Source organism: Streptomyces sp. NRRL F-5135 (assembly GCF_000719775.1).
Taxonomy (GTDB): domain Bacteria; phylum Actinomycetota; class Actinomycetes; order Streptomycetales; family Streptomycetaceae; genus Streptomyces; species Streptomyces hebeiensis.
This window is the reverse complement of record NZ_JOHR01000006.1, coordinates 106,174-126,884: the sequence shown is the minus strand read 5'-3', so window position 1 is coordinate 126,884 and position 20,711 is coordinate 106,174. Positions and strand designations below refer to the sequence as shown.

Sequence of the window (20,711 nt, the reverse complement as noted above, 5' to 3'; positions counted from 1 at the left end):
GCCGCGCCCGGTGCTCGCTCACTCCTTGACCGCCCCGGAGTTGGCGCCGTTCACGAAGTAGCGCTGGAAGCAGAAGAACAACGCCGCCACCGGCAGCGTCGACAGCAGGGCCGCCGCCAGCTTCAGCGGGTACTGCGTACCGCCGCCGAGCCCGCCCGAGACGAACCGCGCGAGTCCCGTGGTGAGCGTCTCGTACTGGCCGGACTGGGTGGCCACGAGGAAGTGCGTGAACTCGTTCCACGAGCCCTGGAAGGCCAGGATCGTCACGGTGATCAGGGCGGGCCTGGCCATCGGCAGGACCACGGACCAGAAGATCCGGAACACGCCGGCCCCGTCCACCCGCGCGGCCTCCTCGACCTCCGGCGGCACCGACTCGAAGAACTGCTTCATGATGAAGATGCCCGCCGCGTCCACCAGCAGGGGAAGGACCATGGCGGAGTACGTGTCGAAGATCCCGAAGGTGTTGAGCACCAGGAACTTCGGGATGAGCAGGGCCACCGGCGGCACCGCCATCACCGCGAGCACGAAGCCGAACAGCAGCGAGCGGCCCGGGAAGCGCAGCCGCGCCAGCGCGTACCCCGCCATCGAGTTGAACAGCACCCGGCCCGCCGTGACCAGCACCGCCACGAAGGCCGAGTTCCCCAGCCAGCGCGGGAACGGCACCCCGTCCGCCGACTCGCTCAGCCCGAACAGCCGCTGGTAGGCCGCGGTCGTCGGGGGAGAGGGAAACAGCGAGAGCGGGTTCGCCGCGGCGTCCGGGTCCGTCTTGAACCCGGTCACGAGCTGGAGCACGAACGGCAGCAGGTACAGCAGCCCGATCCCCACCACCAGTCCGTACCCCAGCACCCGCAGGGGGAGCGGGAACCGGCCGAGGACGGGGCGGCCCCGGTCCCGGACGGCCCGGCGCTCGCGGACCCGCGCGTCCCGGCCGGACCGCCGGTCGGCCTTCTCCACGGCGGCGGTCCTGGCACTCATCGGTTCCTCCCGGTGCGTGTGCCGCGCTCCCGCAGCGCCCAGCGCTGGAACGCGGTCAGACACAGAATCAGCACGAGCAGCACGAACGCGATGGCCGCGCCCTGGCCGAAGTCGGCGTTGTCGAATCCGGCCGAGTACGACAGGAAGGCCGGCGTCAGCGTGGTGTTGCCCGGGGCTCCCTGGCCCATCACGTACACCTGGTCGAAGACCTGCCAGGTGGCGATCAGCCCCAGGGTGAGCACCAGGAACAGCACGGGACGCAGCGCGGGCAGCGTCACGTACCGCAGCATCTGGAAGCGGTTCACGCCCTCCAGCGCGGCCGACTCCTCCAGCTCCCTCGGGATGTCCTGGAGCGCCGCGAGGAAGATCAGCATGAAGGTGCCGGAGGTGGTCCACACGGCCAGCAGGATGATCGTGCACATCGCCACGGACGGTCCGGACAGCCACTCGAACCAGGACAGGCCCATGAAGGAGTGCTCGGCGAGCGCCCCCGTGGGCCGGTCCGGATCGACGAGGCCGAGGCCGCCGAGGGCCAGGGAGAGCACACCGCGCGAGTCCGCGAACCAGTTCGGGCCTTTCACCCCGATCCAGGACAGCAGCGTGTTGACGGCGCCACTGCCCTGGAACAGGAAGAGGAAGACCGTGGACACGGCGATGGAGCTGGTGACCGACGGGAAGAAGAAGGCGGTGCGCAGGGCTCCCCGCGCGCGCAGCAGCTTCTGGTTGACGATCAGGGCCAGCAGCAGCGCCAGTCCCGTCTGGAGGGGCACGGTCAGCAGGACGTAGTAGGCGTTGTTGCGCAGGGCGGTCGCGAAGAGCGTCCGGTCGAGTCCGTCCTGTGTGAACAGCGTCCGGTAGTTGTCCAGGCCCACGAAGTCGGCCTGGGCGCTGAACGGATTGGACTGCCCGTCCCAGCGCAGCAGGCTCACCCACAGTGCCATCAGGATCGGCAGCACCAGGAACAGGCCGAGGATCAGCACCATGGGGCTGACGAACAGCCAGCCCCAGGCGCCTTCACCGCGACGCCCCGCGCGCGGGGCGCGGGCGCGGGACGTCGCGGTCGAACCGGTCCCACCGGGCGTGTCAGGTTCGCCCGATGAGCCGGTCGTTCGGGAGCTCTCGTCGGTGCGAGAGGTTTTCCGGCCCGTGGTGGAGGCCGTCCGCGCGTCCGTACCGGATGCGCCCGGCGTGCCGGATGTACCGGAGGCACCCGGCGTACCCGGCGTACCGCGCGTACGGGCCGTGCGTGTCGTGCGGAAGGACATCGGGCTCATTCGCCCTTCGCGATCGCCTGTTCGCCGTTGCGCTGGAGATCGGCGAGGATCTTCTTCGGGTCCGCCGTGCGCAGCGACTGGAGGTCGGTGTTGAACTGGCTGAGCACCTTGTCGAAGCCGGCGATCGTCACCGGCCCCTGCGCGTAGGCGCTGCCGTCCACCCAGGCCTTGGCGGCCGGCTCCTGCTTCGCGTAGGCCGCCAGCGCACTGGTGCGCGAGGGCATCACACCGAACGCGTCGGCGAACTTCAGCTGCTGGTCCGCGGAGCTCAGGTACGTCACGAGGTCGACGGCCGCGGCCTGGTGCGCGCTCTCGGCGGCGACGCCCCAGCAGGTGCTGAAGGCCAGCGTGCCGGGGCCGGCCGGACCGGCGGGCAGCGGCACCGCCGCGTACTTCACGTCCGGGTAGTCGAGCCGCATCCCGCCTTCGAGCCAGTTGCCCTCGATGGTCATGGCGGCCTTGCCCTTGCCGAGCGCCTCACCGCCCCAGCTGGTGTCCACCTGCTTGGCGAACTTCATCGAGCCCGACGCCAGCATGGACTTCACGAAGTTCAGTCCCTCGGCGTTCTGCGCGGTGTCGGCGGTCATCTTCGTCTGGTCCGCGTCCGTGAGCCAGCCGCCCGCCTGCTTCATGAAGACGCCGAGCCGCTGGTACTCGTCGCTGGTGACCAGGCCGGTGACCCCGTCGCCGGTGAGCTTGCCGGCCACCGTCTCCAGGTCCTGCCAGGTCTTGGGGTAGTCCTTCTCCGTCAGCCCCGCCTTCTTCCACAGGTCGGTGTTGACGGCGAGCGCCAGGGTGGAGGTGTCCTTGGGCAGGCACACCAGCTTCCCGTCGTACGAGAAGGAGGCGCGCAGCTGCTCGGAGAAGTCGTCCGCGTCCGGTATCCGATCACCGTAGGCGTGGAGCGAGCCGCCCTTGGCGTAGTTCGCGAACTGGTCGGAGTTGACGTAGAAGACGTCCGGCGGCTTGTGCCCGGCGAAGGACTGGGCGAGCTGCTGGTTCATGTCCTTGGCGATCTCGACCGTGACCGTGTTGCCGGACTTCGCGGCGTACGCGGCGGCGGCGTCCTTGACTGCCTTGGTCTCGGCGTCGCCGGAGGTGGCGATCAGCACTCGGAGCCGCTGCTTCTCGCTCTTGTCCTGCTCCGCCTCCTTGCCACTGCCGAAACTGGACGAGCAGCCGGTGGCGGCCAGCAGTGCCGCGCAGGTGGCGAGGGCGGCGACAGCCGTGCGGGTGACCATGAATTCCTCCATGAATCCATTGGGTGGTGCGGGCGCGGTTCGTCAGGGGCCGATGAGGCCCGGTCCGAAGGGGTGGGGTGGGGGCCGAGGGGGCCGGTCCGAGGGAGCCGGGCCGGTGGAGCGCGGTGCTCAGTCGTCCGGAGCGGGTACGAGGGTGGTGCTGTCGCGCACGACGAGGGACGGTTCGAGCAGGACCCGCTCGGGCGGGGCGGTGGGCCGGCCCATCCGGGCGAGCAGCAGCCGGACGCACTCGCGGCCGACCGCCTCCAGCGGCTGGGCGAGTGTGGTCAGACTCGGGGAGAGGAGCGCGGCGGTGGGCGAGTCGTCGAAGCCGACCACCGCGACGTCCGCGCCCGGCCTGGCCCCGCGCTCGCGCAGGGCGTGGTAGCAGCCGAGCGCGAGCACATCACTGGCGGCGACCACGGCTGTCGCGCCCGCGTCGAGGAGCGGCCCCACGGCGGCGCGCGCCGCGTCGAGGTCGTCGGCGCTCCGGGCGCTCCGCCCCCGTACCGGCAGACCGTGCCGGCGCATGGCGCGGCGCCAGCCGTCGGCCCGGTCGTCGCCGACGCCGGAGCCGTGTGGCCAGCCGAGGAAGCCGATCCGGCGGTGCCCGAGGGCGATCAGGTGTTCCACCGCCGCGTCCGTGCCCGAGGCGCCGTCGACATCGGCCCAGTCCCCGATCTGCCGGCCCGACCACATGCGGCCGAAGCCCACGAACGGCACGCCCCGCTTGGCCAGCCACCCCTGGCGCGGGTCGCTGCGCTCGGTGCCGCTGAGCACGAAACCGTCGACGTGGTGCAGGTCGAGCAGTTCCTCGTGGCCCTCCAGACCGGCGCTGCCGGGCGGGGAGGCGAACAGCAGGATCCGGTAGCCCGCCTCGTCGGCCGCCTGGGACAGCGCGTGCAGGAAGCGGTCCATGACCGGGGTCGTGGTCCCGTGCGGGGTGGGGCGGATGCCGTAACCGATGAGCTTGCTGGAGCGGGTGCGCAGCGCCTGGGCGGCGCGGTGCGGACGGTAGCCCATCTCGTCGACCGTGCGGCGGACGCGCTCCAGGGTCTCCGGGCGCAGCAGGTCCGGGGAGTTGAGCGCGTTGGACACGGTCTGCGGAGAGACCCCGGCCCGGCGCGCGACCATGGCCAGGGTCACCGGCCCGGCTTTGGGCGAAGAGGTGCTGGTGGAGCGGGGCATGGGTGTTCTCCGTGAACCGGTCGTGCGCGCCGGGCGCGGTGTGCGCTCGGCTCTCTGTTGCGGGCTGCGGGCCGCGGGCCGCGGGTGTGCGGCCGTGTGCGGCCCTGCGTGTTCTGTGTGGCGTCGTGTTCGGCGTTGTGTTCTTTGGTGAGTTTATTAGAGCGTTCCAAAGGCGTTGTCAGCGGCGTGAAGTCGTCGTTAAGGTTCTTGGAACGCTCCAATGCCTGAGAGGTTCTGCTCTTTTGGACACCACTGTCAAGACCCACGACATAACGAACTCGGTCGCGGGGGCCGGGCCCACGGCCGAGGGCCTGCAGCCCTTCCTGCACGAAGCGTGCGTCACGCTGTACGCGCCGAGCTTCGCGATCTCGCACGCGGACGGGCAGATCGGCGGCGGTGCCGACGGCTTCTACCACGGCGACCGCCGCGCGCTGGCCCGGCTGACCGTCGAGGCCGAGGGCATCGCCCTCGCGCCGGTGGTGGGAGCGCTTCAAGGTGCCGACCGGGCGGCCTTCCGGGCGGTCCTGCGCGGCCTCGGCGAGGTGACCCCGGACCCCGCGGTCACCCTGCACCGGCGGCGGAGCGTCGCGCCCGGACGCCTGGAGGAGACGTTGGAGGTCACCAACGCGGGCGTGCGGCACGTACGGTTCAGGCTGCACGTCACGGCCGCCACCGACCTCGCCCTGATGGAGGGCGTCAAGTCCGGCCACCGGCTGACCACCGCACCGGCCACCGCCGCCGACGGCGGCCTCCGCTGGTCGAGGGACGCCTTCGACGTCGCCCTGGTCAGCACCCCGGAGCCGGACGTCCTGGACGCGCCGGCCGGCCGGTTCACCTACGACATCGAACTGGCGCCCGGGACGTCCTGGAGCGCCGAACTGCGCTGCGCGGCGGCACATGAGGACGGCGACCAGTTCCCGGCGCCGCCGGCGGACAGTGTGCCCTGGCGCACACCCGTACTGCGCAGCGCGGACCGGCGCTTCGACCACTGGCTGAGCCAGTCGGCAGCCGACCTCGACCGGCTGCGCCTGACGGACCACGCCGGTCCCGGCGGCCCGACGGGCTCCGACGACGGTGTGACGGGCCCCGACGGCGTGACGGGTTCCGGCGGCGTGACCGGTCCCGGCGCCCGGCCCGCCGTCGGACCCGCCGCGCCCGAGGGGCGTGCCGACCAGTTCCTGGCGGCAGGCGCCCCCTGGTTCCTCACCCTCTTCGGCCGCGACTCCCTGTGGGCGGCCCGGATGCTCCTCCCCCTGGGCACGGACCTCGCCGCCGGAACCCTGCGTACGCTCGCCCGCCGCCAGGGCACGGCCGTCGACCCGGCCACCGAGGAGCAGCCCGGCAAGATCCTGCACGAAGTACGGCGCGCCACCCAGACGTTCGACGAGAGCTTCTCCCTGCCGCCCGTCTACTACGGCACCGTCGACGCCACTCCGCTGTGGATCACACTGCTCCACGACGCGTGGCGCTGGGGCCTCGCCCCGGAACAGGTCGAACAGTTGCTGCCGCACGCCGAGTCCGCGCTCGCGTGGATGCGCGACCACGGCGACGCGGGCGGCGACGGCTTCCTCAAGTACATCGACCGGACCGGCCGCGGCCTCGCCAACCAGGGCTGGAAGGACTCCGGCGACTCCATCCGGTACCGCGACGGCCGCCTCGCCGCCTCACCGATCGCGCTGTGCGAGGTGCAGGCCTACGCCTACGAGGCGGCCCGGGGCGGCGCCGCGCTGCTCCGCGCCTTCGGCAGGCCCGGTGCCGACGCGTGGGAGGAGTGGGCCGAGCGGCTGGCCGAGCGCTTCCGGCGGCACTTCTGGGTGGAGGACGAGCGGGGACCGTACCCCGCCGTCGCGCTCGACCGGGACGGCCGGCCCGTGGACTCGGTCACCTCCGGCTTCGGTCACCTGCTGGGCACGGGCCTGCTCGACCACGAGGAGAGCGTGCTGCTGGCGGCCCGGCTGAGCGGGTCCGACCTCGACTCCGGCCATGGGCTGCGGACGCTGAGCAGCGACGCGGCGGGCTTCAACCCGTACGGCTACCACATCGGTTCGATCTGGCCGCACGACACCGCGATCGCGGTGCACGGGCTGGCCAGGGCCGGGTTCCCGGACGCGGCGGCGCCGCTGGCGGCGGGGCTGCTGACCGCGTCCGCGGGCTTCGACGCGCGGCTGCCCGAGTTGTTCGCGGGGCACGGTGCCGCGGCCGGCGCGCGGCCCTCGCCCTATCCGGCGTCCTGCCGGCCGCAGGCGTGGGCGGCGGCCTCGTCCGTCATGGTGCTCAGTTCGGTGCTGGGACTGGACGCGGACGTGCCGGGGGGCAGGCTGACCGTGGCGCCGGCGTTCGCCGAGGAGTACCGGCCGCTGACCGTGACGGGGCTGGAGGTCGGCGGACGCCCGCTCGGCATCGCCGTCGACGCGGACGGCACGGCGCGCGTCGACGCGCCGGAGGGACTGGTGGTCGAGCGGGCGTCTGTGCGGAAGTGACGGCGGGCCGCCGACTGCCGGCCGTCGGCCGTCGGCCTGGTCCGGTCGGGCCCGGCCCGGCCCGGTTCGGTCCGGACCGCTCTGCTCCGCTCCGCACGCCGGGACCGTCGCCCGGGTGCGGAACAGGACCCGATGGGGTCGATCCGTACCGGGGACCGTGTCGCTGATGGGCCGAACGGGTGAGGCGGGGGACAATGGCCCGATGCGGAAACAGTGTGCGGGCGAGGTGGTCCGGTGAGCAGGTACGGCAGGTACGACGTCACGGACGAGCAGTGGGAGGGCCTGGCCCAGGTCGTCCCCCTGCGCGGCCGTGACGAATGGCCTTCGCGCGCCGACCACCGGACCGTCCCCCAGGACCACGCGGCGGAGAGCCGCCGCCTCGTCGTCCTGCGGGTGCAGGTCTTCGCGGACGCGCGGGAGGTGGCGGACCACATGATCGCGCGCATCCCGGTGCTGCTGGACCTGACGGCCGCCGAGACCGATGTGGCCAAGCGCATCCTGGATTTCAGCAGCGGGGTCGTCTTCGGCCTCGGCAGCCGGATGCACCGGGTCGACAAGAACGTCTTCCTGCTGGCGCCCGTGGGCATGGAGGTCGAAGGCGCGGCGGCCGAGGAACTGGCGGCGGACGGCCCCTGACGGGGCCCGGGACATGACGTGCTTCGGGACGTGATGTGTCCCGATGGCATGACGTGCCGAGAGGGATGACGTGCTCCGGGTCCGCGAGGGGGCCGGAGCACGTCATCGGTCCCGGACGTGAGACCTGGGGCACGGGGCCGTGGGGCCGACGTGCGGGGCCGGGCGTCGCGTTCCGAGCGTGGGCGGCGACGGGGGGCGTGGCATCCCATGGTCAGGATCATGATGGAGGCATGACCGATCTGGATGTAGCGGAACTCCAGCGCAGGCTGGCCGCGTTCGCGGCCGCCCGGGACTGGGAGCGGTACCACACACCGAAGAACCTCGCGGCCGCGCTGAGTGTCGAGGCGTCGGAGCTGTTGGAGATCTTCCAGTGGCTGACGCCCGAGCAGTCCGCGCGCGTGATGGCGGACCCCGGATCGGCGCACCGGGTGTCGGACGAGATCGCCGACGTCCTCGCGTATCTGTTGCAACTGTGCGGGGTTCTCGGTGTCGACCCGCTTGCCGCGCTCGCCGCGAAGATGGACCGGAATGAGACGCGCTTCCCCGTGGAACGGCCCGGCAATCCCGGCGATTCACACTGACCGTCACTCTCCGGAGTGGCCGAGGTATGCACAACGAGCCTGCTGTCCACAGATTTCCGCATTGCTCTGGCCTTTCTGTTGCCAGTACCTCACGCTGGGTAGTGGAGTAAGTGGGCAGGATTGTCGTACGAACGGGGGCTGCGGATGGATGCGGAACGGCTCATCGGTGTGAGTCGGCATGCCCTGGCCAAAAGCGCTGACGCACTGGAGGTCATCGCGGAGGCATGGCAGGCGCAGGCCCTCGCCCAGGCGATCGGCAGTCAACTGGCGTCGGCCGGTCCGAAGGAGTTGAGGGGTGAGGCCCGGGAACTAGGCGAGGCGGGCGGCCGGGGCTGTGGGTTACCGGACCAGCCGGGGCTGCGCCTCGGTGATGTCCGCGCCCTTCAGCTCACCGGCGTGTCCGACCCCCGGGGCACCCTGACGGCGCTCGGTGTGCTGCTCGGAGAGGTGGGGATCGCGCTGGTCGCGGTCGCGTGCGACACGGACGAGGAGGGGTTGTACTGGCAGTGCATCGAGGCGATGGACGCCGCCGACGAGTCCAATGACCGGGTGGGCGGCATCCTGCGCCGGCTGGCGGCGCGGGAGCGCGAGCGCGAGCGGGAGAAGGAGCGGGCGAGGGACCGGGAAAGCGGCTGGGAGTGGGAGTGGGACGGCCCGACAGTGCGCTGACCGGCACGGTCCGGATGAGCCCGCTGCCGACGCGACGGTGCAGGATGGAGACATGGATCTTCGAATTTTCACCGAGCCCCAGCAGGGGGCGACCTACGAGACACTGCTGACCGTCGCGAAGGCGACGGAGGACCTGGGCTTCGACGCCTTCTTCCGCTCTGACCATTATGTCCGGATGGGTGACGTAGACGGGCTGCCCGGCCCCACGGACGCGTGGATCACCCTGGCCGGCCTGGCGCGGGAGACCAGCCGGATCCGGCTGGGCACGTTGATGACGGCGGGCACGTTCCGGCTGCCGGGTGTGCTGGCCATCCAGGTCGCCCAGGTGGACCAGATGTCCGGCGGCCGGATCGAGCTGGGCCTCGGCGCGGGCTGGTTCGAGGAGGAGCACACCGCCTACGGCATCCCGTTCCCCAAGGAGAAGTTCGCCCGGCTGGAGGAGCAGCTGGCGATCGTGACCGGCCTGTGGGAAACGGAGATCGGCAAGACGTTCTCGTACGACGGCACGTACTACCAGCTGACCGACTCGCCCGCCCTGCCCAAGCCGGCGCAGAACAAGGTCCCGGTCCTGATCGGCGGCCACGGCGCCACCCGAACCCCGCGCCTCGCCGCCCGGTACGCGGACGAGTTCAACATCCCGTTCGCCTCGGTCGAGGACACGGAGCGCCAGTTCTCCCGGGTCCGTACCGCCGCCGAAGCGATCGGCCGCGCGGCGGACGAGCTGGTGTACTCGAACGCGCTGGTGGTGTGCGTCGGCAAGACCGACGCCGAGGTGGCCCGCAGGGCCGCTGCCATCGGCCGCGAGGTCGAGGAGCTGAAGACGAACGGGCTCGCGGGCTCACCGGCCGAGGTGGTCGACAAGATCGGCCGCTACGAGGAGACCGGTTCCTCGCGGATCTACCTCCAGTTCATGGACCTGGACGATCTCGACCAGCTTGAGCTGATCTCCCACGAGGTCCAGTCCCAGCTGCGCTGAGCCGGACGGTCCTCGTGACCGATGTCTTCGGCGCGGCGGCGCCCCACGGACGGGGCGCCGCCGCGCCCGGTACTCAGACCGCCGTCCGCTCCACGGGGATCCACAGCTCCGCGTCCGCGTGTGCCGCGTCCCGCGAGAGCCGGGTGCGCAGCATCTCCGGCCCCGGCCTGCTCTGGTACGGATTGGACGGGAACCACTGGGTGTAGACGTCCCGCCACAGGTACTGGAGCGCCTGCGGGAACGGCCCGGAGTTCTCGAACACGGCCCAGGTCCCCGCCGGGACGACGAGCGCGTCCAGGCCCTCGGGACCGGCGGACCCGGTCACCACCGCGTGGTAGTAGTCGAGTTCCGTTCCCTCCGCCCGACTCGGGTCGATGTCGTCACTCACTCCCAGGATGCCCTCCGGCTCCTGGTCGGACAGGGCGGTGATACGCCGCATCGTCTCCTTGTCGATACCGCGGATGAACTCCGCGATGCGCGGATTCATCCCCTCGTGGACGAGCGGGACACGGACCTTCTTGCCGACCACGTGGAACTGTTCCTTCTCCACGACCCGGTATCGCATGCTGCTGCTCCCTTCTACGACGAGGCGGAAGGACATCCGTGGCTGGGAGTTCAGCGCGGCACCCGCTCGCCGGGCCTCGCCCGGCCCCACACCGTGCATGGCCCGGAAGGCGCGCGCGAACGCCTCCCCCGAGCCGTAGCCGTAGCGCACCGCGATCTCCAGCAGCGTCCGTTCCCCGGCGAGCACCTCGGCCCCCGCGACGGTCAGCCGCCTGCGCCGGACGTACTCGGACAGCGAGATCCCCGCCAGCGCGGAGAACAGCCGGCGGAAGTGGTACTCCGACGTCACGGCGATCCGCGCCAGCTCGGTCACCTCGATCCGCTGATCGAGATGCGACTCGACGTGTTCCAGGGCCTCGTTCAGCCGCTCCAGCACCTCGGTCTCCTTCCCTCACGCCCACAACGTTAGGAAGGCCGTGCCCTGCCGGACCCGACATCCTGTGCCCCGTCCGATCGGGTATGCCGGAGGAGAGCGGCCCCGCCCACCCCGCCGACGGGCTCGCCGGGGATCGCACGCGGATCGCACGCGGAACACACGCGGATCACGTGTGCCGGTGCGTACCGACCGATAACATCACGGGATAAACATGGCGGAAACGGGGAGGGTCCATGACAGGCCAGCCGTTCTTCTTCACCAGTTACGCGGTACGGCGGGCGGACAGTCCGCTGGTGGCGAAGTTCCACGCCAGGCTGCAACAGGAAGTACGGATCAAGCGGGGCCGGTCCGCGCCGAGCGACGGATTCCTCGACACGGTGTCGTTGAAGCTCGGGAGCGGCTGGCGGCCCCAGTTGGTGGACGCGTTGCGGACCACCAGAGTGCTGGTCGCCCTGCTCTCCGACGACTACTTCGACAGCGAGTGGTGCGGTCGGGAATGGGCCGTCATGACGGAGCGGATCCGCCGGGCGACCCCGCCGGGCGGCCCGGAGCCCGTCGCCGTACTGCCGTTGTTCTGGGTGCCGGTGAACCGGCCGTTGCCCGGTCCCGTCTCCGATCTCCAGTACCGGACACCACGGTTGGGAGACGCGTACGCGGACAGCTGCCTGATCGATGTGATGCGGGGGGACTCGCGGGCGTACCACAAGTTCGTGGTGGAGCTGACGGATTACATGCTGGAGATCTCCGGGACGCCGCTGCCGGAACTGGACGCGGCGGGTACGGGAGCGATGGCGCCCGCGTTCGGTCCGGTGGGCGCCCCGGGTACGCCCGGCCCCACGGCGGCGGGGGCGGCGGGGACGCCGGGCGCCTCGGAGGTGGCGGGGACGGAACCGGCTGCCGTCGGCCTTCCGCAGGCGGGCGCACCGGAGGCCAGGAGGGCCGGGACGACCGGGACGGCCGTGTCGACCGTGCCGCCCGGGACGGCGGTGCCCATGAGTCCGGTGGAGAAGCGGGAGTTCATCGAACTGCTGCTGGAGTCCGACGTCTGCCGTACCCGCGACGCGTGGGACGTCTACATGGAATCCATCCACTCACTGATCCGTCCCGAGCGGCTGAACGCGCTGTCCGACGGCGGAGGAGTGCACACGCGCGTCACCGCCCTGGTCAACGCGGCGCTGCGGCGGCGCACCCCGGACGTCCTGCGGGCCGTCGCCGACGCCTTCGCCGAGCAGACGGGCGAGGAGGAGGCCCGGCCGGTGCGCGGGCGGGTCGAGGCGGCGGTGGCCAAGTGGCCGGCGACCTGACGGGCCGACGGGCCGCCGCCGGTACCGACTGCGTCTTCTGCCGGATCGTGGCGGGCACCGCACCGGCCCGGATCGTCGACGAGGACCGGGACACGCTCGCGTTCATCCCCGTGAACCCGGTCGGTGACGGGCATGTGCTCGTCGTCCCCCGGCGGCACGTAGCGGACCTGTGGGAGCTGGACGACGCCCTGGCGGCGGCCCTGACGGCGAGCGCGCTACGGGTGGCCCGGGGAGTGCGTGCGGCGTTCCGGCCCGACGGGCTGAACCTCATCAACTCGGCGGGCGCGGCGGCCACCCAGACCGTCATGCACCTTCACGTGCATGTCGTGGCGCGCTACGAGGGCGATCGCATGGGCGACTTCTGGCCGCCGAGGACCGCCACGGAGGCGGCCCGGATGGACACGACGGCCGAACGGCTGCGGGCGGTGCTGGGCGAAATCCGGGCGGACGGCGGCTCCGCCGTCGGCTGAGCGATGGCCGGGGGGCGGACAACGGCCCGGGCAACCGAGCGGGTTCAGCCGAGCGGGATCAGCTGAGCAGGACGGCGACGAGGACGACGAGATGGGCGACCGCGAGCCCGCCGTAGAACAGCGAGAGCGTCGTGGAGAAGGCCGCCCGGTGCCAGCGCGTGCGGTGGGTGTAAGGCGTGAGGTCCATGGAGAAGGGCTCCACGGGAGTGTGTCCGGGCCCCTCGGGCCGTAGGCCCGCCTCCGGCCTCGCCGGCCGTCGGACGTCGTCGTACAGCATGCGGAACAGCCGTTCCCGGTACAGGAAATAGCCGTCCAGGAACCAGAACGCGACCAGCGATATCAGCGCCGTACCCGCCGCCGGCCAGCCGGCGTCGCTCGCGGCGAACGCCAGCAGGGCACCGGCCAGAGTCAGGGTCCACCCCTTGACGAGGAAGGAGTTGTTGCTGAGACGGGCGATCACGGACTGGACGAATTCCAGGTGCTTGACCTGGTCGGGGTCGAGAAGCGGCCGGCCGGCCGGGGTGATCTCCGGGGTGGTCCGTGCACCGTCTTCGCTTCCGCTCATCTGGCGAGGCTACCCAGCGTGCCGGGGCGCGCACGCTGAAACGCGGCGGTTGTGGTCGGTTCCGGGCTTGCCCGCGGGAGCGCGCCGGAGCGTGGGCGGGCCCGAAAACCCTTCGTCCCGCCGGAGAACGCACGGCCATACTCGGCGAGTGTTCTTGACGATCAGTACCACCGGATCCCCTGGACGTCCCGCGACCGATCTCGGCTCTCTGCTGCACAAGCATCCCGACCGGGCCCAGACGTACCACACCGCCCACGGCACCGCGCATGTGCTGTATCCCGAGGCGTCGGCCGAGCGCTGCACCGCCGCGCTGCTGCTGGAGATCGATCCCGTGGCCCTGGTACGGCGCGGCAAGGGCAAGGGAAAAGGCCGGGGCGGCGCGCCCGACGCGGCGCTCGCCAGTTACGTCAACGACCGCCCCTACGCCGCGTCGTCGCTGCTCGCGGTCGCGCTGAGCACGGTGTTCAAGAGCGCCATGCGCGGCGACTGCAAGGCGATGCCCGAGCGTGCGGCGAATCCGCTGCCACTGCGGATCGAGGTGCCGGCGGTGGCCGCCGGCGGTGGCGCGGAGCTGGTCGCCAGGCTCTTCGAGCCCTTGGGGTGGGCGACGGTGGAGGCATCTCCGGTGGCCTTGGACGAGCGGTTCCCGGCGTGGGGGGAGTCGCGGTACGTACAGCTCGTCCTGGAAGGGGAGTCGCGCCTGTCGGACGCGCTGCGCCAGCTGTACGTCCTGCTGCCGGTGCTGGACGGCGCCAAGCACTACTGGGTCGCGCCCGACGAGGTGGACAAGCTCCTGCGGGCGGGCGAGGGATGGCTGGCCGAGCACCCCGAGCAGAAGCTGATCACCAGCCGCTACCTGGCTCGCCGCTGGTCCCTGACCCGGCAGGCCATGGAACTCCTCGAGCTGGTACGGCTGGCGGAGGCCGAGGAGGTGGAGGTCGAGGCGATCGACAACGCGGTGGCCGGCCCGACGGCGGAGTCGGCGGACGGTGACCTGGCGGCGGACGTGGCGGCGGACCTGGTCGGGGGCGCGGAGGCGGAGGCGTACGCACCGGCGGAAGCGGCCGTGCGGGCGGAAGCGGATGTGCGGGTGGCGCCCGACGCGGGCACGGGCTCGGGCGGCCGGGCCGAGGCTCCCGCGGGTGCCGTTGCCGGTACCGGTACCGCCGTCCCCGTACCCGGGGCCGGCCCCGCCGAGCGTGAGGAACCCTCGCTCGCCGTGCGGCGACGTGAGGCGATCCTGACCGCACTGCGGGACGCCGACGCGAGCACGGTGCTCGACCTGGGCTGCGGGGAGGGCCAGTTGGTCCGGGAACTGCTGCGGGACCCTCGCTTCACACGGGTGACGGGCGTGGACGTCTCGGTACGGGCCCTGACCATCGCCGGGCGCCGGCTCGGGCTGGACCGCATGGGCGAGCGCCAGGCAGCCCGCCTCACCCTGACCCAGGGCTCGCTCATGTACACGGACAAGCGACTCGGCGGGTACGACGCGGCGGTGCTGAGCGAGGTCGTGGAACACGTTGATCCACCGAGACTTCCTGCCCTGGAGTACGCGGTTTTCGGCGCCGCCAGGCCCGGGACGGTCGTCGTGACCACTCCCAACGTCGAGTACAACGTGCGTTGGGAGACACTGCCGGCCGGCCACGTCCGCCACGGCGACCACCGTTTTGAGTGGACCCGGGCGGAGTTCCGCGCCTGGGCGGGGGCGGTGGCCGGACGGTACGGCTACGGCGTGACGTACGCCCCCGTGGGCCCGGACGACCCGGAGGTGGGACCGCCCACGCAGATGGCCGTGTTCACCCGGGTGAGCGACCGGCGGGACGGGGCCGGGGCGACGACGGCGTCACCGACACCGGTATCGGCATCGGTGTCGGCTTCGACAACGGGGCGGACGGGCGCGACAGAAGCGATGGACGCGACGGGCGGAACAGACGTGGCAGGGAGGAGGACGACATGAGCGGCATCGACCGTTTCGATGGGGCGAACGACGCGGTGAACAAGGGCCCGAACGAGAACGGGAGCGGAAACAGGCACGACGACGCGCCCGCACCCCGTGCCGCGCGACGGCTGTCCGTGCCCGACCTCTCGCTCGTCGTGCTGATCGGCGCCACCGGATCCGGCAAGTCCACTTTCGCGGCACGGCACTTCAAACCCACCGAGGTCATCTCCTCGGACTTCTGCCGAGGACTGGTCGCGGATGACGAGAACGACCAGAGCGCCAGCGGCGACGCCTTCGACGTGCTGCACTACATCGTCGGCAAGCGGCTCGCGGCCGGACGGCTGACCGTGGTGGACGCCACCAACGTGCGGGCCGAGAGCCGCAAGGCGCTGGTGCGCATCGCGCGGGAGCACGACGTCCTGCCGGTCGCGGTCGTGCTCGACCTGCCGGAGGAGGTCTGCGCCGCGCGCAACGCGGGGCGGGCCGACCGGGTCGGCATGCCCCGTCGGGTCATCAAGCGGCACCGGAGCGAACTGCGCCGCTCTCTGCGCCACCTGGAGCGCGAGGGCTTCCGCAAGGTACATGTCCTGCGGGGAGCGGAGGAGGCCGACGGCGCCCGGATCGTCCTCGAACGCCGTTTCAACGACCTCACCCACCTCACCGGCCCGTTCGACATCATCGGTGATGTCCACGGCTGCCGCTCCGAGCTCGAAACCCTGCTCGGAAGCCTCGGTTACGTGGACGGCCGCCACCCCGAGGGCCGGACGGCGGTGTTCGTCGGCGACCTGGTCGACCGGGGCCCCGACACCCCTGGTGTGCTGCGGCTCGTGATGGGGATGGTCGCCTCCGGGAACGCCCTGTGCGTACCCGGCAACCACGAGAACAAGCTGGGCCGCCTGCTCGCCGGACGCGAGGTGCGGCACACGCACGGCCTCGCGGAGACCGTCGAGCAGCTGGCCAAGGAGGACGACGCCTTCCGTGCCGAGGTACGGGAGTTCATCTCAGGGCTGGTCAGCCACTACGTCCTGGACGGCGGCAGACTGGTCGTCTGCCACGCCGGGCTGCCCGAGAAGTATCACGGCCGCACCTCCGGCCGGGTCCGCTCGCACGCGCTGTACGGCGACACCACGGGCGAGACCGACGAGTCCGGCCTGCCGGTGCGCTATCCCTGGGCCGAGGACTACCGGGGCCGGGCCGCGGTGGTCTACGGCCACACGCCCGTGCCCAACGCCTCGTGGATCAACAACACCATCTGCCTGGACACCGGAGCGGTCTTCGGCGGGAAGCTGACCGCGCTGCGCTGGCCGGAGCGCGAACTGGTCGACGTACCGGCCGAGCGGGTCTGGTACGAACCGGCCAGGCCGCTGACCACCGAGGCGCCCGGCGGGCGGGAGGGACGTCCGCTGGACCTCGCCGACGTGCACGGCAAGCGGATCGTGGAGACCCGCCACATGGCGCGGATCGGAGTGCGGGAGGAGAACGCGGCGGCGGCGCTCGAGGTCATGAGCCGGTTCGCTCTCGACCCCCGGCTGCTGATGTACCTGCCTCCCACCATGGCGCCGACCGCCACGTCGGGCCGGGAAGGCTACCTGGAGCACCCGGCCGAGGCGTTCGCGCAGTACCGGGCCGACGGGGTGGAGCGCGTGGTGTGCGAGGAGAAGCACATGGGCTCGCGCGCGGTCGCGCTGGTCTGCCGGGACGCGGCGACGGCGCGGGAGCGCTTCGGCGTCCGCGGCCCGACCGGCGCCGTCCACACCCGTACCGGCCGCCCCTTCTTCGACGACGCGGCGGTCACCGAGGAGATCCTCCGGCGGCTGCGCGACGCCGTCACCGCCGCCGGGCTCTGGCAGGAACTCGACACGGACTGGCTGTTGCTGGACGCCGAGCTGATGCCGTGGTCGGTGAAGGCGGCCGGACTGCTGCGCTCCCGGTACGCCGCGGTCGGTGCCGCCGCCGGTGCGGCCTTCCCGGTGGTGACAGGGGCGTTGGAGGCCGCGGTGGCCCGGGGAGTGGCGGCCGGTGACCTGCTGGCGGCGCAGCGGTCCCGGGCGGATGACGCGGCGGCGTTCACCGCGGCGTACCGGCGCTACTGCTGGCCGACGGACGGTCTGGACGGTGTCCGGCTCGCGCCGTTCCAGTTGCTGGCGGTCGAGGGCCGCAGCCTCGCGGCCGTTCCGCACGACCACCAGCTGGCCTGGCTCGACCGGTTGGCGGAGCACGACGGGACCGGTCTGCTCCAGGCCACCCGGCGGCTGATCGTGGACACGGGAGACGACGCGTCGGTGGGCCGCGGGACCGACTGGTGGCTGGAGCTGACGGAGCGCGGCGGCGAGGGCATGGTCGTCAAGCCGCTCCAGGCGCTCGTACGCGACGGGAAGGGACGGCTCGTACAGCCGGGCGTCAAGGTGCGGGGCCGCGAGTACCTGCGGATCATCTACGGCCCCGAGTACACCCGTCCGGACAACCTCCAGCGGCTGCGCGACCGCTTCCTCGGTCACAAGCGCTCGCTGGCGCTGCGGGAGTACGCGCTGGGCCTGGAGGCCCTGGACCGGCTCGCGGACGGCGAACCGCTGTGGCGGGTGCACGAGGCGGTCTTCGCGGTCCTGGCCCTGGAGTCCGAGCCGGTGGACCCCCGCCTGTGACCCGTCGCCCCCTTCCGGCCGACGGGCGTCCGTGTCCGGGCGCCCGTCGGCCGGAGTCGGCTGGCCGGAGACAGCCTTTCTTCACGCGGGCACAGCCCGTCCTCTGCGCGCGCATGGCTGATGCTGTGCGCGATGTCCATGTTGCAGTTCTTCATCGCGGTCGACCAGCCCGTGCTCTCCGGCGTCGGCCAGGGCGTGTATCGAATGTGCTGGTCGCCGACGTGACACCGCCGGCGAGCGATCCAAAATCACGTGCAACCTACGCCCAGTCATGCTGGGATCACTCGTTATGAATGTCCATTTTCTCAATGACGCCGACTTGACGGACAGGATGGAGCAGAATCTGGCGGAACATGCCTGTCACCTGCATCGGAGCATGAGCGGTGCGACCGTTACGGAGACTGATGACCTCCTGGTCGCCGACAGCAGCCTGGACGATGACACTTTCAACATCGTTGCTGCGGCCCGCTTCACCGTCACCACCGCTACGGCACGTATCACCGAGACTGCCCGGACCCTGGCTCGCACCGGCCGCCCCTTCTCCTGGTGGGTGGGGCCCGCCTCGAGGCCACCGGACCTCACCGCCCGCCTGACGACGGCTGGTCTGCCGGCATCCGAACACGAGACGGCGATGTGGGCCGAACTGGACGACACCCTGCCGCTGCCCGCCGCCCCAGGACTGGACATCCAGACGGTGGCCACGTCCGAACAACTCGCCGACTACGCCGAGGTTCTCGCCGCGAACTGGACCCCGCCCTCTGACACAGTCCGCCGCTTCTTCGCCCAGGCTGCCCCGCAGGCCTTGGCCGAACACTCTCCGGCCCGTTACCTTGTCGGCTACGTGGACGGCCGTCCGGTCTGTTCGGCCGAAGTGTTTCATCACGCGGGGGTTGCCGGGATCTACAACATCTGCACCCTGGCCGCCCACCGCCGACGCGGCTACGGCGGTGCCATCACGCTCGCCGCACTCCACACGGCCCGCGACCGAGAGCACCGCATCGCGGTGCTGCAGGCGTCCACCGACGGCGAGCCCGTTTACCGCCGCCTGGGATTCCGTTCCTGCGGCCAGTTCACCGAACACACCATCAACCCCTGAACACCGCGAACTCCACAGGCTGCCTGCCCATTCTCACAACGATCCGGGTCACAGCCACTCGTTGATGGCCGCGACGAGAACGGCCGCCTCGTAGCGGACCGCGAGCTTGTCGTACCTCGTGGCAACCGCCCGGTGCCTCTTGAGACGATTGATGCCGCACTCGACCGCGTGGCGCTCGCGGTAGTCGGTCTTGTCGAATTTCGGTGGCCGACCGCCGTGGGAGCCGAGTTTCTGCCGGTTGCGGACGTGGTCGGCCTTGTCCGGGATGATGCAGCGGATCCCGCGTCGCCCGTTGCCTGGAGGCTGAGGAGTCACCGCTCGGTGAAGGGGGCGTTGATGCCGTCGACGGCGAGCACGGGGACATGGAGCACGGAGCCCGTCGGTCGGAGTTCGTCGGCACCGACCGGGTGGCGCGGTCCGGGAACGGCGGGCTCGGGGGCGGCGGGGCGGGCGGGCGTCCGGGCGGGTGTGACGCCTTCCCGGGCCGAGTCGGGCCCGTGAAGGGTTGGCGGTGAAGTGGTGAACCTCGGCGGCCCACAGGACGTACACCGGCCTCGTGGCACGGGTGGCCGGGCGCCTGGGTGCCGCCACATTCGTCACATAAGGCTCTCTGAAAACATCACGTCACACCCGTCCCGGCGACTCTCCCCACGGCTCCTCCTCGACAGTCTCGAACAAGAGACGAATCGGCCGTTTCCCCGGAAACGGGAGCGCCGGAGGAGCATCATGGTCACGTTGACGGGGGTGTGACATGGCCCATACCGTTTTTGCGCCATCGCGGCGTTGGGCCGTCAATGTCCCCCGCTCCACGGGTAGTTGGGAACGGGGAGGATTGCGCCGCAGGTAGGGGCGGTCCTGGCGCTGGGCCCGGATCGTGCCGCACGGGGGGTCGGGATGAGTCTTTTCGAACGTAATCGTTCGTTTCTTGACGCCCTGACCCCGCAGGACCGCGCGGCCCTGCACGCGCTCGGAACGCGTCGCGTCTACCGGCCCGGCGAGTTGATGATGCGGGAGCGGGACACGACCACCTTCGTCCTCGCCCTGCGCTCGGGCTGGTCCGTCGTCTCGGTCGACACCGACCGCGGCGCCCGCCTCATACTGGCGCTGCGCGGCGCGGGCGAGGTGGTCGGCGACATGGCCGCCTTCGACCAGGGGCCGCGCAGCGCGTCCGTGACCGCACTGAGCCGGGTGGAGGCGACGGCGGTGTCGGGCGAGCGGTTCCGCAGCTTCCTCGCCGCGCGTCCGCACGCCACCTCCCTGATCATGCGTCAGCTCAGCGCCAGGCTGCGCAGTTCCGACGTCGAACGCCGGTCGCTCGCCTCCAGCTCCGTCCTCCAGCGCCTCGCCGCGCGGCTGGTCGAGCTGACCGAGCGGGTCGGCCGGACCGGCAACGAGGGGACCAGCGTCGAACTGCCGCTGCCCCAGCACGATCTCGCCGCGGCGATCGGCGCCACCCGGGAGGCGGTCGCCAAGGCGCTGCGGCTGCTGCGCGAACAGGACGTCGTACGGACGGGCAACCGGCAACTCGTCGTCACCGACATACACCTGCTGCGACTGCTCGCGGAGGGACGGTCGCAGCAGGCGCGCGGGGACCGGGAGCGGGGAGGCCGGGGAGACCGGCCGGACCACCCCCGGCCCGGTACGGGCCCGGGGACCGTGTCCGGGAAGGACGGCCCGGGCGGAACGGGGCCGGGCAGAACCGGCCCGGGCAGAGGACGGTCCGGAAAAACTCCGC

At 71.6% G+C, this 20,711-nt stretch carries 16 protein-coding genes and 2 pseudogenes; 11 read left to right on the top strand and 7 right to left on the bottom strand.

What is annotated here, in order from left to right; translation table 11 throughout:
- Positions 1-18: 18 nt before the first annotated feature.
- The 4 genes from IG02_RS0111130 to IG02_RS0111115 all read right to left on the bottom strand — a co-directional run bounded on the left by IG02_RS0111130 (position 19) and on the right by IG02_RS0111115 (position 4,678).
- On the bottom strand, positions 19-975 hold the full coding sequence (locus IG02_RS0111130; RefSeq protein ID WP_030744901.1) for a carbohydrate ABC transporter permease: 957 nt from the start codon (positions 973-975) through the stop codon (positions 19-21).
- Entirely contained in the window at positions 972-1,958 is a 987-nt protein-coding gene (locus tag IG02_RS0111125; RefSeq protein ID WP_037802798.1) for a carbohydrate ABC transporter permease, read from the bottom strand. The genes IG02_RS0111130 and IG02_RS0111125 overlap by 4 nt, the downstream gene beginning before the upstream one ends.
- Positions 1,959-2,245: 287 nt before the next feature.
- Positions 2,246-3,490 (bottom strand): extracellular solute-binding protein, encoded by a 1,245-nt coding sequence (locus IG02_RS0111120; protein ID WP_030744897.1) that lies wholly within the window; start codon positions 3,488-3,490, stop codon positions 2,246-2,248.
- Positions 3,491-3,619: 129 nt separating this feature from the next.
- Entirely contained in the window at positions 3,620-4,678 is a 1,059-nt protein-coding gene (locus tag IG02_RS0111115) for a LacI family DNA-binding transcriptional regulator (RefSeq protein WP_030744894.1), read from the bottom strand.
- A 242-nt stretch (positions 4,679-4,920) separates the two neighbouring features.
- Here IG02_RS0111115 and IG02_RS36215 point away from each other — a divergent pair, with 242 nt between their 5' ends.
- The 5 genes from IG02_RS36215 (at position 4,921) to IG02_RS0111085 (ending at position 10,020) form a co-directional block, all read left to right on the top strand.
- The gene (locus IG02_RS36215; protein ID WP_037802734.1) at positions 4,921-7,158 is read left to right on the top strand and encodes a glycogen debranching N-terminal domain-containing protein; all 2,238 of its coding nucleotides are present in this window, start codon (positions 4,921-4,923) and stop codon (positions 7,156-7,158) included.
- 234 nt (positions 7,159-7,392) lie between these two features.
- Complete coding sequence (locus IG02_RS0111100; RefSeq protein WP_030744890.1) at positions 7,393-7,794, top strand: cell division protein SepF; 402 nt, start codon at positions 7,393-7,395, stop codon at positions 7,792-7,794.
- A gap of 230 nt (positions 7,795-8,024) precedes the next feature.
- The gene (locus tag IG02_RS0111095) at positions 8,025-8,375 is read left to right on the top strand and encodes a nucleotide pyrophosphohydrolase (protein WP_030744888.1); all 351 of its coding nucleotides are present in this window, start codon (positions 8,025-8,027) and stop codon (positions 8,373-8,375) included.
- 144 nt (positions 8,376-8,519) lie between these two features.
- Positions 8,520-9,044: a DUF6099 family protein gene (locus tag IG02_RS0111090; protein WP_051764837.1), complete on the top strand. Its 525-nt coding sequence runs from the start codon at positions 8,520-8,522 to the stop codon at positions 9,042-9,044.
- Between the two features lie 52 nt (positions 9,045-9,096).
- A complete protein-coding gene (locus IG02_RS0111085) occupies positions 9,097-10,020 on the top strand; it encodes an LLM class F420-dependent oxidoreductase (protein WP_030744884.1) in 924 nt (307 codons plus the stop codon).
- 73 nt (positions 10,021-10,093) lie between these two features.
- Here the strand turns inward: IG02_RS0111085 and IG02_RS0111080 are convergent, their stop codons facing one another.
- The gene (locus tag IG02_RS0111080) at positions 10,094-10,960 is read right to left on the bottom strand and encodes an AraC family transcriptional regulator (protein ID WP_030744882.1); all 867 of its coding nucleotides are present in this window, start codon (positions 10,958-10,960) and stop codon (positions 10,094-10,096) included.
- Between the two features lie 233 nt (positions 10,961-11,193).
- On the opposite strand from IG02_RS0111080, the gene IG02_RS43435 reads away from it, so the two are divergent.
- Together IG02_RS43435 and IG02_RS0111070 are read left to right on the top strand one after the other, a co-directional pair.
- Entirely contained in the window at positions 11,194-12,264 is a 1,071-nt protein-coding gene (locus tag IG02_RS43435; RefSeq protein WP_030744879.1) for a toll/interleukin-1 receptor domain-containing protein, read from the top strand.
- Positions 12,249-12,734: an HIT family protein gene (locus IG02_RS0111070; RefSeq protein WP_051764836.1), complete on the top strand. Its 486-nt coding sequence runs from the start codon at positions 12,249-12,251 to the stop codon at positions 12,732-12,734. Before IG02_RS43435 ends, IG02_RS0111070 begins: the two co-directional genes overlap by 16 nt.
- A 58-nt stretch (positions 12,735-12,792) precedes the next feature.
- Here the strand turns inward: IG02_RS0111070 and IG02_RS0111065 are convergent, their stop codons facing one another.
- A complete protein-coding gene (locus IG02_RS0111065; protein WP_030744875.1) occupies positions 12,793-13,299 on the bottom strand; it encodes a hypothetical protein in 507 nt (168 codons plus the stop codon).
- Between the two features lie 148 nt (positions 13,300-13,447).
- Between IG02_RS0111065 and IG02_RS39170 the strand changes: the two genes are divergently transcribed.
- The 3 genes from IG02_RS39170 (at position 13,448) to IG02_RS0111045 (ending at position 18,976) form a co-directional block, all read left to right on the top strand.
- Positions 13,448-15,256 carry a 3' terminal RNA ribose 2'-O-methyltransferase Hen1 gene (locus IG02_RS39170; RefSeq protein WP_078854386.1) on the top strand — a complete coding sequence of 603 codons (1,809 nt, stop codon included), beginning with the start codon at positions 13,448-13,450 and terminating at the stop codon, positions 15,254-15,256.
- Positions 15,253-17,880, top strand: a complete 2,628-nt coding sequence (locus IG02_RS0111055) for a polynucleotide kinase-phosphatase (RefSeq protein ID WP_078854385.1) — start codon at positions 15,253-15,255, stop codon at positions 17,878-17,880. The genes IG02_RS39170 and IG02_RS0111055 overlap by 4 nt, the downstream gene beginning before the upstream one ends.
- 331 nt (positions 17,881-18,211) lie before the next feature.
- On the top strand, positions 18,212-18,976 hold the full coding sequence (locus IG02_RS0111045) for a GNAT family N-acetyltransferase (protein ID WP_030744869.1): 765 nt from the start codon (positions 18,212-18,214) through the stop codon (positions 18,974-18,976).
- 48 nt (positions 18,977-19,024) lie between these two features.
- Here the strand turns inward: IG02_RS0111045 and IG02_RS0111040 are convergent.
- Positions 19,025-19,264, bottom strand: a pseudogene (locus IG02_RS0111040) (IS5/IS1182 family transposase); the annotation flags it as partial.
- A 606-nt stretch (positions 19,265-19,870) separates the two neighbouring features.
- Here IG02_RS0111040 and IG02_RS0111035 point away from each other — a divergent pair.
- Positions 19,871-20,554, top strand: a pseudogene (locus IG02_RS0111035) (Crp/Fnr family transcriptional regulator); the annotation flags it as partial.
- Positions 20,555-20,711: the final 157 nt, after the last annotated feature.